This window comes from Leeuwenhoekiella palythoae, assembly GCF_020310025.1.
In the GTDB taxonomy this organism is placed as follows: domain Bacteria; phylum Bacteroidota; class Bacteroidia; order Flavobacteriales; family Flavobacteriaceae; genus Leeuwenhoekiella; species Leeuwenhoekiella palythoae.
Genome location: NZ_CP084318.1, coordinates 302501 through 317969, shown reverse-complemented (window position 1 = coordinate 317969; position 15469 = coordinate 302501). Strand labels below are relative to the sequence as shown.

The window sequence follows — 15469 nt, the reverse complement described above, 5'->3', positions numbered from 1 at the left end:
CAGCCTTCTTTTTTAGGTTGCATCATTGTTTTATTTTCTCGTTGTTTTTACCCACTGAAAGCATATTAGCAAACAATCTATATGCTCCGGAAACGCCAGCGGGAAGTTCTCTAAAAAAACTCAAACCCGTATAAATATAGTGACCTTTCCCGTATTTTGAGATGAGCAAGCTTCCCTCGCTGGGATCTTCGTTTTTATCGTGTATAGAAAGCACAGGCTTATACGCCTCATCATAGGTGTCAGGAAAATACAAACCGCGTTCTTGTACCCAACCTTCAAAGTCTTTGTCTGTGATCTTGTTGGGGTAATTTAAAATTTCGGCGTCAGGATCTAAAATAGTAACATCGGCAAATTCATCGGTTACACGATCGCTGCTTAAATGCAGTGGGTACGGACCTAAATTTTCAAAGCTAAAACCACGTGCGGTGTTGTATTGTACGACCATAGTTCCGCCGTTTTCAACATAGTTGAGTAAAATACGCTGTTTGTATTGTAGTTCTTCAACGACATTATAGGCGCGCACGCCCATCACCACCGCATCAAAATTCTTTAAATTTTCTGCAGTTATTTCTACCGGAGCGATTTCGGCAACTTGATACCCTATCTGACGCAAACTCTCTGGGATCACGTCACCTGCGCCGGCAATATAGCCGATGTAGCTGCCTTTTTTTGCAATATCCAGACGCACTAATTTGTTCTGTGATGGTAAAACCAAGGTTTGTAGCGGGATGTGATCGTAATCAATTTTTACGACCTTATCAGTAATTCGTTCACCATTAATGGTCAACTCAGGTTGTAATTCGCCTTCACTGGCATTTTTAGGCGGAGTGACGGTAAAGGATAGACTTTTAGTTTCTCCTTTTTGACTGATTTGTATTTTTTGTGGATCGCTTACTTTCCAATCTGCAGGAACATTTAAGGCAACGCTTGCTTCCAAATTATCAATAAAAGCAGTTACATCTGTTTGAATGATTTTTGGCTGCGCATCCGCGAAAATAATAACCGGGTCTTTTACTGCTACCGAAGCCTTTGGCACAATTTCAAAAGGTTCATAGACTTCGCCATCCACACGATCATTGTATTTGTAGACTAATTCAGTTGTGATTGGGATGCTAACACCATTCATAGTCAATTGAAAAACCGCTTTGAATTTTCGTGGTGTTTCGGGTAAACCTATCAGTTTTTGATCGTCTACATTGTACATTCCTACTGAGCCTTCTTCCGTTAGCCAATAGGCAGTGGTGAGCGCAGCATTTCCGGTATTGATATTCAAATCTGTTTTGAAGGTTTCATTTTGATCGAGATCAACAGCCGTCTTAAACTCCTTTTCTTCAGGAAGCAAGGTGATCTGCTCTAAGCGTATAGGAAAAGTGCTTCGGTTTATAGCTTCAACACTTACCACGATATTTTGCTGCGCAATGGCAGTCTGGGTGTGTGTAGCGGCTTCGAGGTACAAACCGGCACAAGCTTTTATAACTTCGGTAATTTGTTTGGTTTTTAAAGTGCGCCAATATGAATCTTCTAGTTTTGTAATCAAATCATAGGCTTTGATCAACTGCGGAAGGCTCGCTGACGGATTCTGAAAATCATAGTTCTTTTGAACATTCATCAAGATAGCACCGATAGCCGCTCCGCCCTGAACACGATTCCAGCTGGTATCAATTCCTTCAAAAAGATTTCCATTTGCCGGAAGATCTCCTTTTAGAAGTTCGAGGTACTCCACCTGTTCTCCGCGAGTTCCGGTATTACCAAAACCTTGTGATTTGTGCTGACTGCGACTCAATGCAGAAATCTCCGTATTGCTGAGTCCGTATGCAGGATAATAGCTTCCTACATCAACCGAAACCAGATTGCTTTTGTCTGCTGATTCAAATTTTTCACGGCTTCCATAAAACCACCAAGAGGTGTTAAAAAAAAGACGTTTAGGCTGCCAGGTGCTGGTCAAGTTTAGTTGCTCAGGAAATACATTGGGGTCGCCCACCTTATCAAAGGCAGCAACGCTCAGCATCGCAGAAAGCGTATGATGCCCGTGCGTGCTTCCGGGAGAACGATGATCAAAACGATTGATAATGATATCCGGCTGAAAATTGCGAATGGCCCAAACCACGTCCTTTAAAACTTCATCCTGCTCCCAGAAGGTTAATGTCTCCTCTGGATTCTTAGAATAGCCAAAATCATTTGCACGGGTAAAACGTTGTTCGCCGCCGTCGGTGCGGCGTGCTGCAAGCAGTTCTTGTGTACGAATCACTCCTAGAAGTTCTCTGATTTCCGGACCAATTAAATTCTGACCTCCATCGCCACGTGTAAGCGAAAGGTAACCCGTTCTTGCGTGAACCTCATTTGCGAGATACGAGATCATTGCGGTATTCTCATCATCGGGATGTGCCGCCAGATAAAGTGCGGTACCTAAAAAATTGAGACTTTTTATTTGCTCAAAAATTTCAGAAGAAGTGGGCTTTTTTGGCTTTTGAGCTTGTAATTGCAGCGAAATGCAGCATAGAAAAACGAATAAAAAGCGCATATTTTAGGATGTTTTGTAGTTGAAGGATCACGTTCAAAGATAGCTAAAACGCTACCTCTATACTTTGGTTTTCGGTTTGTTTAACAAAATACAAAACTTCAGTGGTATCGTAGAAATCCTTAGTTTTTTGCTGAAGTTGTATCAAAAATTACGCCGCAAGAAGCTTTTGAAGCAAATCGTATAATTTTTGTGTAGGTAAGCCCATAACGGTGTTATACGAACCTTCTAATTTCTGGAGGGCAATGTGGCCTATCCATTCTTGAATTCCGTATGCTCCGGCTTTGTCAAAAGGTTTATAAGTTTCAATATAATGCGCTATTTCAGCAGCGGCAAAGTCCCTAAAATACACCTTAGCAGAATCGTGTGTGACTAATTGCTGTTGCGCGGTAGTCACGCAAACAGAAGAGATTACCTCGTGATGCGTGCCGCTCAACAACTGAAGCATTTCTTTAGCTTCGATAGCATCTTTTGGCTTTCCTAAAGCACTATTGTTTTTAAAAACTAATGTGTCTCCTGTGATCAAAATTTCATCTGCGGCAAGTTGCGCACTAAAAGCTTCAGCCTTTTTCTTGGCGATATATTCAGCGATCTGTGCAGGCTGCATTCCGTCAGGGTAGCTTTCGTCAATAGGTTTTAATCTGATTTCAAAAGGAACTTCTAAAGATTTGAGCAGTTCTTGACGACGGGGCGATTGCGAGGCTAAGATGAGTTTTTTGTCGCGGAGTAAGTTTGCTAGCATAGGGGTTATTGTAATATATTCTTTCTATGAAATTCTAAGAATTCTATATTTGGTTGTTTGCGTGATGGTTGTAGGGGTAGATTGTTTAATGGTTCTATTTTATTTCTCAATTGTTCTGATAGATTTTTAATCTTTGGAGATAAAATAACTTTTAAGTCATTTGAGAAAGAGATATATCCTTGATCAAATAGTTTGTCGATTTCACAGTAAAGAGCAATCCCATTGGTGACATCGCCTCTTACATTTTTGTTTAATGACCAAGGTATAATGTGGCTTGCTACTAGAAGATTTTTTTCACTAATACCAGTTAGTGCGCATTTGTTATAAAAGTTCGAGAGGACACTTTTTCTAAATTTCGACTGTCCAATTCGTATGTTTATTTCAGCTCTTGCATTTTCTATAAAATAGTCTTCGTCTAAAATAAGCCTATTTTCTTTTAAAAGTTCCGCCGAATAATATTTCGATACGTCAACCGCATAATTTTTATTACTGTGCATCTGGAATGAGTGGTTGATGATTATAGCCGTCCAGCGATTTTGGTATTTACCAGTTGTTTGATGTTCTTTTGTAAATAAATGTCTTAACGACGAGAAAGGAATACAATAGTAATCATCCTCCATTTCTCTATCTGTCCAGATAACAATATTGAAATCTTCGAATTTGTTTGACAGTTGGGTTATTACAGATTCTTGAAATCCCACCCATTTATTTTTAGGATTACCTTTGAGAACATATGAATTGCCACCCTTATTCCAATTTTTTATATATAATGCTTTATTCATCTTTAATATTTTAAAGTAAGTGTAAGCACACCCAAAGATAGAATTCCCAGAAGCATAATAAACTTTAATAATTTTGAGAGAAAGCTGTAGTGTTTATGTTTTTCGGCATAGCGTGCTTTAATACAGAAGAACACTAAGGGTATGACAATCGCGATAACAAGATACGCGGAGATCCAGACGTTGGCTTGCAAGTACACATAAATATAACCCAGAACGGTAAAAATGTAGATCACAGCAATATATGCTGAAAGCTTTGCCGTGCGTTCTAAACCTAAAAGAATGGGTAACGACTGAATACCTGCTGCATAGTCGCCATTAGCGTCTTCGATATCTTTAATAATTTCCCGAAGAAAGTTGAGCATCAACGCAAATACTGCATAATCTTTTAGCACCGAAAGCGGATTGACAAGTTGTTGTTCGTTGCCCTGAAGTACGGGGATGGTATCAAAGACCATCACGATACCAATCGCCGAAGCCACAATTGCGCTTACGATAAGATTACCAATAAGCAGTACGCGCTTTAGAAAATTGGCATATACATAGAGTAGGGCAGAGATCAGTACAAAAAGCGTGGCAAAATTACCAAAGCCCATTCGGTAGCTTAAAAGAAATCCTAAACCTACGCCGCTGATATTTAAAACCAAATAATAATTGAAAGCACTATTTTGAGAAAAAGGTGCAGGGATAAAGGTTTTATTAGGCTTGTTAATACGGTCTATCGCCGCATCTTGAATGTCATTAATGATATATCCGGCAGCAGCGATGAATAGGGTCGCAAGACTAAGTATAAAAAAATTGAGATCAGAAAGTGCAGTAGGAAGATTAAGTGCTTTTAAAAAGCCATAATGCACCAAAATCTGTGTGAGTGCTATTAAAAGCAAGTTTTTATAACGTATAAATATGAAGAAGGTCAACGGTATGTTTTTGAAAAGCTTCAAATATAATAAAATCCCTTATGGACGATGCCAAAAGGGATTTTACATATTGTTGCATTTCAGCTAATCTTAGATAATTTGTCTAATAGGCGTAGACCGGCGTTATTAGCAAAACAGATTGCTACTTTTTACTAACGCTTCCTCCCGAACTCTCGTTAACCGCAACTTGTTGAGGTTCGCCCCAGTAATCAATATCTCCACCGCTGGAAGCATTTGTGGTGATTTCTTTTGAAACATAAGTGCGTATACTTCCTGCGCTAGAAGCTTCGGCATTGCAAAATTCAGCTTTAAGATCTTTTGCATTGATCGTAGCAGCAGAGCTTGCATCAAAGTCAAGACGCTGCGCCTGACCATTGAGGCTAAGTGTTCCGGCGCTGCTGGCGTCTGCTTCAACATCTCTGATATCTAAGCCTAATTTAACCGTAGCTGCGCTAGACACATCAAGATTGATCTTATCGCCGGTAAGCACCTCTGCTGCGGTTATATTAGAGGCGCTACTTGCTTTAATGGCTTCTAAAGGTTGTACATAAGTTACGTGAATGAGTCTTGAGCTTGCATTACCAATATTTGAGTTGTCTGTAGATTCAATACGTAAGGTGCTTCCTTCATAATGCACGTCAAGATATTCTAAAAGATTGTCGTCTACTTCGGCAACTACTTTATAGCTGCTGCCTTTTTCAAGTACCACATCCCAGCCGTTGCTGCTATGCACACGAGTAAAATCTTGGGTAAGATTAAGGTCTTGAGTAACTACGTTACCGTTACCTTCAATTTGTCCCATTTGCAAATTAAAATTGCAAGAAGTGAGCATTAGGGCGGCAAAACCGCTGATGAAAAGTTTAATTAATGTAGTCATAACTGTTGATTTTTGATTGATATTTCAATGGTTCCGTTAAAGGATACGATACTCTTTGAGTTTGCTTAGTTGATTGTGTCTAACACTTTTAAAACTGTATCGTTTTGAACTTCTGGTCGTACGGCAACCCCATCTTTTTTGGGCTTGGCTTCAGATTTATATTCATATACAGTTCCTGTTGTTAGCGTGTCTTGTTCAGCCTCATCAGCTTTCCATTGAGATTCTTCAATTTCCTCTAGTTCTTCGAGCTCCTCAATAGGTTCCTCGGGGCAATCAAGGCAGGTCAATTCAGCATTATTCATAAGTGTATGGTAACCCACGTGCTCATAATTTAATAGATCTGAATATCTGTTTCTGTGATAACTCTCGATGTTTTTATCTGTGAATAATACAGTTCCTTCAGGAATGGCAAGAATTAAATCTACTTCCTGACTGCGGTATTTATTTTTGATTCCGCTAATGAAATAGTTATCAAGAAGCAACGTGTTTCCGTCCATTTCAAAATGATAAACAATATTGGCAGCACGGTCTTGAGCGGCGTCATAAGAATTTCCTTGAGCAGACTTTCTTATCATAAGTTTTGCCTCAGGAGAGTCGCTTTTTTGAACACTTAAATTTACATCACGGTTATACAGTACTTTGTTTCCTTCGGAATCAGTACGAATTTTCCAGCTGTCGTTATGGTATTTATACGCGCCATATTGATTTTGCGTGATCATTTTTACGCTTAGGGTGTCACCGGCATTTATAGGAAGCACTTCGGAAACTACAGACTCGCCTTCAACTGCAGTAGCCATTCCTTGTCGTACACCTAAAACTGCAAGTGCCATTATCGCCACAAACCAAACACCAAGCATCGTTAATTTTGCAACGACAGGAATGCGTTTTAATGTATTTACTAAAATGCGCAGCCCGAGATAAAAGAGCATAAAAAATGGAATTCCCACTGCAAAAAAGGTTAGTAAACTCAACAACCATAGGGGAGCGCCCGAGGTGTTGACCATATCTACGTAATCTGCAATACTTCCATCAAGAAAATCTAACGTTCCTGCAGAGAAAAGGCCAACAAATAAACCAATAAGTGTTGAGCCACCTATAAGTACTAATAGAATACCTATAAACTTTACAAAGACTTTTAAGATAAACATGATGATCTTGCCCAGCGTACCGGCAAGGGAATTTGCTCCTTTACGAGCTTTGTTTCCATACTTAACATAGTCAACATTTTTAACAGAATCTGCAACGGTGTCAAATCCTTCTTTTACTTTACGCTGAATATTGTCTATGTTGACGGGCTTTCCCCGCATTTCCAATTTTTCGGCAGTGGTACGCGCTTCTGGAACAAAAATCCAGAAAGCCGCATAAATCAATATGAATCCGCCCCACGAAAATATGGTTAATAATACCAGAGCGATACGGATCCAAACAGCATCTATTTGTAAATAGTGGCCAAGACCTGTACATACACCACCAATCCACGAAGTATCTGTGTCGCGATACAGCTTTTTTGAAGATGATTTAGTGCTGTTATAAGTATTGTGTACTGGTTCGTCTTCAAAAAGTTCCTCGTCAATACGGTAATCTTCAGGTTGCCCCATTATATTGATCACTTCATCAACTTCGGTAATACCAATGACTTGACGTTCATTTTTAACACGTTCATTAAAGAGCTCGGCGATGCGGGCTTCAATATCCTGAATGATTTCTTCACGGCCTTGCGCGTCGGTAAAAGAGCGTTTTATCGCATCTAAATAGCGCTGCAATTTTGCATAGGCGTGCTCATCTACATGAAAGAAAAGGCCTGCGAGATTAATATTAACTGTCTTATTCATTGTTTTTTGATTTTTGAGTGGTTACCAGTTGAACGGCTTTCTGAAGGTCGTCCCAAGTTGATGATAGTTCATTTAAGAAGAGCTTTCCGGTTTCGGTTAAACCATAATATTTACGGGGTGGTCCGCTGGTTGATTCTTCCCAGCGATAACTCAATAAACCGGCATTTTTAAGTCTGGTAAGTAGGGGATAAATAGTACCTTCAACTACCAGCAACTTAGCGTCTTTAAGTGTGTCTAGTATTTCAGCTACATAAGCATCTTCATCCTTTAAAATAGAAAGAATGCAGTACTCCAGAACACCTTTACGCATCTGCGCCTTTGTGTTTTCAATCTTCATAGATTCTCATTGTTAAGCGATTAATAACTGTTCGTTTTTTGTCCACATAGTGGAATAATTAATTTGATTGTCTTGAGTGATTTTCACTCGGTATTAAAATGAACCTAGCTGACTTCAGTTGATGAGTCTGAAGCTGAATCTACAGTAGAAACAGAACGAGGTTTGAAAAAGTTTATAGTTAATGGGTACTTGTAGTCTTCACCGTTGCTGGCGCTCATCGCTGCAGAGATTACAGAAAAGAGGGTAACTACAAATAAAGCCAATAGTAATAGACCAAAGACTAAGGCTGTAATGATCAATCCGCTAGCGGCGGCATTGGGCAATACAAAATGGTCAAACTGAGTCTCGAGGTCAAAATAGCCTTGAGTGTCTACAATATTTATTATCTGATAAATAATAAAGGGTATGGAAATAAGAACAATACCTATTGCGTAGACAAAAGTGCTCATTTGAAAGTTAAGAGCACGTCTGCCGTGATTATCTACAAATATCGAATCACGCTTTAAAGCCGCCCAAATAAGTAGTGGCGCGATAAAATTTCCTAACGGAAATATAAATTGAGTAAATACAGATAAGTGAATAAATGTGGCCGTATTTTTTTGTCCGGTGGTTATGCTATTTTCCATTGCTTATTATTTTTTTATGCAAATATATATACAAAAGCAGGTATTTTGCATTACATAGTACTTAAATTTAACTATTTATTAACAAAATAAAAATTTAGCAAACTCATTTCTTAAGCCTATTTTTGAAAGAACCAATACTTTAATTATGGCACTTACCCCTAGTAAATTCAACAGTTTTATAATGTTTAAGCTTCCTTCTGCCTGGTTGTGCGGTGTGCGTGTGAAAGAGATTTCAGAAACTATGTGTAAGACGAGTGTTAAGCATAAATGGATTAATCAAAACCCATTCAACTCGATGTTTTGGGCAGTGCAAGGGATGGCTGCAGAGTTAAGTACAGGAGCGATGGTGATCAATCAAATTAAAGAAAGCGGTAAAAAGATCTCTATGCTTGTAGCCAACAATAAAGCTTCTTTTACCAAAAAAGCTACTGGCAAGATCATATTTACCTGTAATGACGGTCACAAAATCGCCGATGCGATTGAAAAGACAATTGCCACCGGAGAAGGGCAAACATTCTGGATGCAAAGTATAGGAATGAATGAAGATGGAGTAGTGGTAAGTACTTTTGATTTTGAATGGACGGTAAAGGTGAAGAGCTGACAAAAGTGCACGGCTGGTTTAAAGACTTTAGATTGCTTGTAACAATTTAATTGATTCACTTACGTATTAAGTAGTATCAATCAAATCAAAAAAATCAAATTACAATGACAGCACACGAAATAGATTACCAGATTTACGGCGAAGAAATGCAATACGTAGAGATTGAACTCGATCCTCAAGAGGGAGTTATCGCTGAAGCCGGCACGTTTATGATGATGGAAGACGGGATCAGGATGGAAACTATATTTGGTGATGGTTCTAAAAACGATTCTGGCTTACTAAATAAGATCTTTGGGGCAGGTAAACGGTTGCTTACCGGTGAGAGCATGTTTATGACGGTGTTCTATAATGATATTGTAGGGAAGAAAAAAGTGAGTTTTGCCTCACCGTATCCCGGTAAAATTATCCCTATTGATCTGACTAAAAATGGAGGAAGGTTTATCTGTCAAAAAGATGCATTCTTATGCGCTGCTAAAGGCGTGTCTATAGGAATTGAATTTTCAAGAAAACTAGGTCGCGGACTCTTTGGTGGAGAAGGGTTTATTATGCAAAAATTAGAAGGCGATGGGATGGCCTTTGTTCATGCTGGCGGAACAACTTATAAAAAAGAATTAGGTCTTGGCGAAAAACTAAAAGTCGATACCGGGTGTATCATTGGTTTCGACCACACGGTTAACTATGATATCGAGTTTGTTGGCGGGATTAAAAATACCATTTTTGGTGGGGAAGGAGTTTTCTTTGCAACCTTGACCGGGCCGGGAACGGTTTACATCCAGTCGTTACCTTTTAGCCGTTTAGCAAAACGCGTTTGGGCTGCTGCTCCACAAATGGGAGGTAAAGACAAAGGAGAAGGCAGTATCTTAGGAGGTTTAGGGGATTTGCTTGATGGGGATAATAGATTTTAACTTCTAGGAAAGCGGTAGGATTTTAAATTTTTAACATATTATTTTGATTTAAAGCCTTATTTTTAACGGAATTCCTAAAAAAACCTGTTTATAGCCCAAAATTACCTAACAAAAATTTTAACCTAAACTAATCAAATATGGCAAGAGCAATGTTTGAGTACACCAAAACTATTCTTAAAAAAGTAAGTTTTGACAGTGTACTTTTTTGCAAGGAACTACAAAAAGCAGCAAAGCGATTACTACCGTATGAAATTGAGGAATTGAAAGAATGGATCGAAGATTTGGTAAAAACAAATCCAGACCTTAATCAATGTATGATTTATCTCAACGCCTAGCACTAAATATTAAAAAAGCGACTCAATTTTGAGTCGCTTTTTTAATAACTAATAGTTTCTTTATTTTCTAAACGCTCCCTGCGTTTGCGGCAACGGACTAATAATTTGTACGTTTTGAAAGGTTATTGCTCCTTTAACCACCCCGGCAATTGTAGCGCGTAACGCTTCAATAATTTGCATTTTCAATTCGCTTTTATGATACAAGAGACTCACTTCCCGTGCGGGCGCCGGTTCTTTAAAGTGATGCAGATACTTTTTCTCCTCGTCTTTAATGTCTAAAGTATGCAAGTAGGGTAAAAGCGTCATACCAAGTCCTTCATTCGCTAGCCTTACTAAAGTTTCAAAACTTCCGCTCTCTAGTGAAAAAGTCTCTTCTTCATAATTGCGATTGGTCTTGCATAGATTGACAACTCCATCTCTAAAACAGTGCCCATCTTCTAATAACAGCATGTCATTAAGATCTAAATCTGCGGTAGTTAATTTCTCTATGTTATGCAGTGCATGATTTGCAGGAACGTACGCAACAAAAGGCTCATAATATAAAGGACGCTCTTTTATATCTTCAAGCTGAAGCGGGGTAGCTGCGATTGCCGCATCAAGATGACCTTCGGCTAAACGTTCTACAATAGTGTCTGTAGGCAATTCTTCGATTTTCAGTTTAACCTTAGGATATCGGTTAATGAAATTTCGAAGAAACATAGGGAGTAAGGTGGGCATCACCGTTGGGATTACACCGAGTTTAAACTCACCACCAATAAAACCTTTTTGCTGGTCAACGATGTCAGAAATACGATTGGCCTCATTGACAATATTACGTGCCTGTGTAACGATTTTGCTTCCTATATCTGTAAGTTCGATAGGTTTTTTGCTTCGGTCAAAAATCAATATGTCCAGCTCATCTTCTAATTTCTGAATTTGCATACTTAGCGTAGGCTGCGTGACAAATGTCTTTTCCGCAGCCTTAGTAAAGTTTTGATTTTCGGCGACTGCCAAAACATATTTCAATTGTGTGATCGTCATAGTGTCTAATTATATTTCAAAAATAGGGCGACATATTGATTTTCTCTATATAATTATAAATGAATTTCAGACCATAATAGTTACCTGCCTTTTTTTAGAATCTAATTTCTAACTCCACAGGTTTTTCAGTCAATTCAAATTTACAATCCTCCCATCGTGGAGGTCCCATAGCCATGACATTATTCGATCCGCCGTATGCTTCGGTAGGCATTCCATTAGTTTCAAAATCCATTTTGCTGTTTCCGTTACTATCATGATAACATAAGATAGCGTAAGTGCCCAGCGGAACATCTTCAAAGGTCACAGTAGTCTTACCGTTGGTGATGTTGCTCTCTGCTGCTTTAATCGGAGCAGCTACCATAAAATTATCTTTAGAATAAAGTCCATAACCTACAATGCCTTTGTCGTTGGGGACATTATTAATAGTAACTGTGATAGAGCTCGTTTCTTGAGAGTAGCTGATTAAGCTGATAAAAGTCATTAATAGTACAACTGTTGTTTTCATGATTGTGATTTTAAATGAATACTGAAGCAAATGTAAAAGCGCTGTAGAATTATGAGTAAATAGAATTACCCAGTTGTCATATTATAATGATGAATTGTTTTTTAGACCTAAAAGCGTGAAAATATCCTAGCGGAAGAGTTTTGTTTTGTTATTTATTTTACTACCGAAGCATTCCAATTGCAGCAGAAAGAACTTTTTTAAAAAACTTTAAGAATGTAAAATGCTGTAAACAAGGTGTTACAAAATTATTTTAAAAATACTTTAAAAAAGTGCTTGTGGGGTTAGATAATCGTTCTATATTTGCGCCTCCAAAATCGGATATAAAAAACGGTTTTACGTTCATAGAAATATAGATCAAGTAAACAATCTTAAGGTAAGCTTATAGGTTGTTTATTGAAACAAATGTTCGCTTAGAGGTTGTTGATACCTTTTGGCGGGGCCAAAAAATAAAGTTTAAAAAAAGCTTGTTTTATAAAGGAAAAGGGTGGTATCTTTGCCTCCCGATTTTCGGCAAAAAGTCGGGTTAAGTTCTTTGTAAGATTTCATAAAAACGGCTTAAAAAAAACTTTAATTTTTATTTGTTTGGTAAGAAAAAAGGTTTGTATATTTGCAGCCGCTTTCACGGAGAGCAACGCACATTGAAAACGAGATGATTTGGTATCCCGATAGCTATCGGAGAGAGGTTCGATTCCTTAACATCTAACGATAAATGATCTTCTTTAATTAGGGGAGAAGTTAATTGACATATTGAATTGACAACGCGTTCCGATTTTACATCGGAATTGAATTAAAACTAGAACGACCATTTTGAGCTTCTGTTTCTACAGAGGTGATTAAATTTCCTTATATCGTGGAATATTATTTAAGATACTACGATGAAGAGTTTGATCCTGGCTCAGGATGAACGCTAGCGGCAGGCCTAACACATGCAAGTCGAACGGTAACAGGAATTAGCTTGCTAATTTGCTGACGAGTGGCGCACGGGTGCGTAACGCGTATGCAATCTGCCTTGTACTGGAGTATAGCCCAGGGAAACTTGGATTAATCCTCCATAGTCTATTGATATGGCATCGTATTAATAGTAAAGGTTACGGTACAAGATGAGCATGCGTCCTATTAGCTAGTAGGTGTGGTAACGGCACACCTAGGCAACGATAGGTAGGGGTCCTGAGAGGGAGATCCCCCACACTGGTACTGAGACACGGACCAGACTCCTACGGGAGGCAGCAGTGAGGAATATTGGACAATGGGCGGGAGCCTGATCCAGCCATGCCGCGTGCAGGAAGACTGCCCTATGGGTTGTAAACTGCTTTTATACGGGAAGAATAAGTGTTACGTGTAGCACGATGACGGTACCGTAAGAATAAGCACCGGCTAACTCCGTGCCAGCAGCCGCGGTAATACGGAGGGTGCAAGCGTTATCCGGAATCATTGGGTTTAAAGGGTCCGTAGGTGGACTAATAAGTCAGTGGTGAAAGTCTGCAGCTTAACTGTAGAATTGCCATTGATACTGTTAGTCTTGAATTGTTGTGAAGTAACTAGAATATGTAGTGTAGCGGTGAAATGCATAGATATTACATAGAATACCGATTGCGAAGGCAGGTTACTAACAATATATTGACACTGATGGACGAAAGCGTGGGGAGCGAACAGGATTAGATACCCTGGTAGTCCACGCCGTAAACGATGGTTACTAGCTGTCCGGCCTAATTGAGGGCTGGGTGGCCAAGCGAAAGTGATAAGTAACCCACCTGGGGAGTACGTTCGCAAGAATGAAACTCAAAGGAATTGACGGGGGCCCGCACAAGCGGTGGAGCATGTGGTTTAATTCGATGATACGCGAGGAACCTTACCAGGGCTTAAATGTAGTCTGACAGATTTGGAAACAGATTTTTCTTCGGACAGATTACAAGGTGCTGCATGGTTGTCGTCAGCTCGTGCCGTGAGGTGTCAGGTTAAGTCCTATAACGAGCGCAACCCCTGTTGTTAGTTGCCAGCGAGTAATGTCGGGAACTCTAGCAAGACTGCCGGTGCAAACCGTGAGGAAGGTGGGGATGACGTCAAATCATCACGGCCCTTACGTCCTGGGCCACACACGTGCTACAATGGTAGGTACAGAGAGCAGCCACGTCGCAAGGCGGAGCGAATCTATAAAACCTATCACAGTTCGGATCGGGGTCTGCAACTCGACCCCGTGAAGCTGGAATCGCTAGTAATCGCATATCAGCCATGATGCGGTGAATACGTTCCCGGGCCTTGTACACACCGCCCGTCAAGCCATGGAAGCTGGGGGTACCTGAAGTCCGTCACCGCAAGGAGCGGCCTAGGGTAAGACCGGTAACTGGGGCTAAGTCGTAACAAGGTAGCCGTACCGGAAGGTGCGGCTGGAACACCTCCTTTCTAGAGCTTTGCTGCATAGCAGTTAAAGACGCGACTATAAGGAAAGACGAAGTTTTAGTTTTAGTTGTCAATTCAAGATATTTTTCGGTTGATGATCCTGAGTAAAATCGGGATCATTCTTCTGATAAATAGGACAGTCTCATAGCTCAGCTGGTTAGAGCGCTACACTGATAATGTAGAGGTCGGCAGTTCGAGTCTGCCTGAGACTACTACACGCCAAAAAGGCGCGCAGTATATCCGCGAAGGCGGATGTCTTTAAGACTAAAGTCACAGACTTGGTTTTAGAGGAAGTTCATAAACAAATATTGAAGGAAATTCTAGAAGCTAAGAATTCTAATTCTAGTAAAATTCTGAATTCTAAATTCTGAATTTATCTGGGGGATTAGCTCAGCTGGCTAGAGCGCCTGCCTTGCACGCAGGAGGTCATCGGTTCGACTCCGATATTCTCCACCATTTTAATTTTGAATTCAAAATTTTGAATTTAGAATTGAATACAGTTCATTGACATATTGGGAAATAATAAGAATACGAGAGAAACAAATTTTATATAGTTAGTAATAACTAAGTTATATTATAGATAGAACTCATTAATAATACAAAAGGCCAAGGTAGCAATACCAAGGTCCTTATAAGAGCAAAAAGTACAATAAGCTAAATAAGGGCGTATGGGGAATGCCTAGGCTCTCAGAGGCGATGAAGGACGTGATAAGCTGCGAAAAGCTGCGGGGATTGGCACATACAAATTGATCCGCAGATATCCGAATGGGGCAACCCACTATACTGAAGGTATAGTATCCGTAAGGAGGTAAACCCGGAGAACTGAAACATCTAAGTACCCGGAGGAAGAGAAAACAATAGTGATTCCGATAGTAGCGGCGAGCGAACTCGGAATAGCCCAAACCGATTCTGTTACGGCAGGATCGGGGTTGTAGGACCACGACATTTTATGCGTAATGAATTAGAACACTTTGGAAAGAGTGGCCATAGACGGTGATAGCCCGGTATAGGTAAAGAGCGTTATAGATAGTGGTATCCTGAGTAGTGCGGGGCACGTGAAACCCTGTATGAATCTGGC

13 protein-coding genes, 2 tRNA genes and 2 rRNA genes (1 of these 17 only partly in view) are annotated in these 15469 nt (G+C 39.8%); 7 read left to right on the top strand and 10 right to left on the bottom strand.

Annotated features, from left to right (window positions below; genetic code table 11):
• Positions 1–22 precede the first annotated feature (22 nt).
• The 8 genes from LDL79_RS01325 to LDL79_RS01290 form a co-directional block, all read right to left on the bottom strand.
• Complete coding sequence (locus LDL79_RS01325) at positions 23–2521, bottom strand: PIG-L family deacetylase (protein ID WP_225598863.1); 2499 nt, start codon at positions 2519–2521, stop codon at positions 23–25.
• A gap of 148 nt (positions 2522–2669) precedes the next feature.
• A complete protein-coding gene (locus tag LDL79_RS01320) occupies positions 2670–3260 on the bottom strand; it encodes a Maf family nucleotide pyrophosphatase (protein ID WP_225598862.1) in 591 nt (196 codons plus the stop codon).
• A 5-nt stretch (positions 3261–3265) separates the two neighbouring features.
• Positions 3266–4042 carry an HNH endonuclease gene (locus LDL79_RS01315; RefSeq protein WP_225598861.1) on the bottom strand — a complete coding sequence of 259 codons (777 nt, stop codon included), beginning with the start codon at positions 4040–4042 and terminating at the stop codon, positions 3266–3268.
• Between the two features lie 2 nt (positions 4043–4044).
• Positions 4045–4956, bottom strand: a complete 912-nt coding sequence (locus LDL79_RS01310; protein WP_225598860.1) for a geranylgeranylglycerol-phosphate geranylgeranyltransferase — start codon at positions 4954–4956, stop codon at positions 4045–4047.
• A gap of 142 nt (positions 4957–5098) precedes the next feature.
• The gene (locus LDL79_RS01305) at positions 5099–5833 is read right to left on the bottom strand and encodes a head GIN domain-containing protein (RefSeq protein WP_225598859.1); all 735 of its coding nucleotides are present in this window, start codon (positions 5831–5833) and stop codon (positions 5099–5101) included.
• Positions 5834–5898: 65 nt separating this feature from the next.
• Positions 5899–7665 carry a PspC domain-containing protein gene (locus tag LDL79_RS01300; protein WP_225598858.1) on the bottom strand — a complete coding sequence of 589 codons (1767 nt, stop codon included), beginning with the start codon at positions 7663–7665 and terminating at the stop codon, positions 5899–5901.
• The gene (locus LDL79_RS01295) at positions 7658–8002 is read right to left on the bottom strand and encodes a PadR family transcriptional regulator (RefSeq protein WP_072984882.1); all 345 of its coding nucleotides are present in this window, start codon (positions 8000–8002) and stop codon (positions 7658–7660) included. Before LDL79_RS01295 ends, LDL79_RS01300 begins: the two co-directional genes overlap by 8 nt.
• Before the next feature lie 104 nt (positions 8003–8106).
• The gene (locus tag LDL79_RS01290) at positions 8107–8628 is read right to left on the bottom strand and encodes a DUF4870 domain-containing protein (RefSeq protein ID WP_225598857.1); all 522 of its coding nucleotides are present in this window, start codon (positions 8626–8628) and stop codon (positions 8107–8109) included.
• Positions 8629–8773: 145 nt separating this feature from the next.
• On the opposite strand from LDL79_RS01290, the gene LDL79_RS01285 reads away from it, so the two are divergent.
• The 3 genes from LDL79_RS01285 to LDL79_RS01275 all read left to right on the top strand — a co-directional run bounded on the left by LDL79_RS01285 (position 8774) and on the right by LDL79_RS01275 (position 10469).
• Positions 8774–9229, top strand: a complete 456-nt coding sequence (locus LDL79_RS01285; protein ID WP_225598856.1) for a DUF4442 domain-containing protein — start codon at positions 8774–8776, stop codon at positions 9227–9229.
• A 104-nt stretch (positions 9230–9333) separates the two neighbouring features.
• Positions 9334–10134 (top strand): TIGR00266 family protein, encoded by an 801-nt coding sequence (locus tag LDL79_RS01280; protein WP_072984888.1) that lies wholly within the window; start codon positions 9334–9336, stop codon positions 10132–10134.
• 137 nt (positions 10135–10271) lie between these two features.
• Entirely contained in the window at positions 10272–10469 is a 198-nt protein-coding gene (locus LDL79_RS01275; RefSeq protein ID WP_072984890.1) for a hypothetical protein, read from the top strand.
• A gap of 60 nt (positions 10470–10529) precedes the next feature.
• On the opposite strand, the gene LDL79_RS01270 is transcribed toward LDL79_RS01275, so the two are convergent.
• Positions 10530–11489, bottom strand: a complete 960-nt coding sequence (locus LDL79_RS01270) for a LysR family transcriptional regulator (protein ID WP_072984892.1) — start codon at positions 11487–11489, stop codon at positions 10530–10532.
• A gap of 94 nt (positions 11490–11583) precedes the next feature.
• Positions 11584–11970 (bottom strand): DUF2141 domain-containing protein, encoded by a 387-nt coding sequence (locus LDL79_RS01265; protein ID WP_225598855.1) that lies wholly within the window; start codon positions 11968–11970, stop codon positions 11584–11586.
• Between the two features lie 896 nt (positions 11971–12866).
• Between LDL79_RS01265 and LDL79_RS01260 the strand changes: the two genes are divergently transcribed.
• From LDL79_RS01260 to LDL79_RS01245, 4 genes are all read left to right on the top strand, one after another.
• Positions 12867–14394: ribosomal RNA gene (locus LDL79_RS01260) — 16S ribosomal RNA — on the top strand.
• 135 nt (positions 14395–14529) lie between these two features.
• Positions 14530–14603, top strand: a tRNA-Ile gene (locus LDL79_RS01255).
• A 167-nt stretch (positions 14604–14770) separates the two neighbouring features.
• Positions 14771–14847 (top strand) — tRNA-Ala (locus tag LDL79_RS01250).
• Between the two features lie 192 nt (positions 14848–15039).
• A 23S ribosomal RNA gene (locus LDL79_RS01245) occupies positions 15040–15469 on the top strand; it runs 2385 nt beyond the window's last position.
• Together the 16S and 23S rRNA genes with 2 tRNA genes alongside form the textbook arrangement of a ribosomal RNA operon.

Coding starts and splice junctions, on each gene's coding strand:
- LDL79_RS01320 (WP_225598862.1), bottom strand. CDS start 3,260: ATGCTAGCAAACTTACTCCGCGACAAAAAACTCATCTTAGCCTCGCAA.
- LDL79_RS01290 (WP_225598857.1), bottom strand. CDS start 8,628: ATGGAAAATAGCATAACCACCGGACAAAAAAATACGGCCACATTTATT.
- LDL79_RS01315 (WP_225598861.1), bottom strand. CDS start 4,042: ATGAATAAAGCATTATATATAAAAAATTGGAATAAGGGTGGCAATTCA.
- LDL79_RS01295 (WP_072984882.1), bottom strand. CDS start 8,002: ATGAAGATTGAAAACACAAAGGCGCAGATGCGTAAAGGTGTTCTGGAG.
- LDL79_RS01300 (WP_225598858.1), bottom strand. CDS start 7,665: ATGAATAAGACAGTTAATATTAATCTCGCAGGCCTTTTCTTTCATGTA.
- LDL79_RS01325 (WP_225598863.1), bottom strand. CDS start 2,521: ATGCGCTTTTTATTCGTTTTTCTATGCTGCATTTCGCTGCAATTACAA.
- LDL79_RS01280 (WP_072984888.1), top strand. CDS start 9,334: ATGACAGCACACGAAATAGATTACCAGATTTACGGCGAAGAAATGCAA.
- LDL79_RS01285 (WP_225598856.1), top strand. CDS start 8,774: ATGGCACTTACCCCTAGTAAATTCAACAGTTTTATAATGTTTAAGCTT.
- LDL79_RS01305 (WP_225598859.1), bottom strand. CDS start 5,833: ATGACTACATTAATTAAACTTTTCATCAGCGGTTTTGCCGCCCTAATG.
- LDL79_RS01275 (WP_072984890.1), top strand. CDS start 10,272: ATGGCAAGAGCAATGTTTGAGTACACCAAAACTATTCTTAAAAAAGTA.
- LDL79_RS01265 (WP_225598855.1), bottom strand. CDS start 11,970: ATGACTTTTATCAGCTTAATCAGCTACTCTCAAGAAACGAGCTCTATC.
- LDL79_RS01270 (WP_072984892.1), bottom strand. CDS start 11,489: ATGACGATCACACAATTGAAATATGTTTTGGCAGTCGCCGAAAATCAA.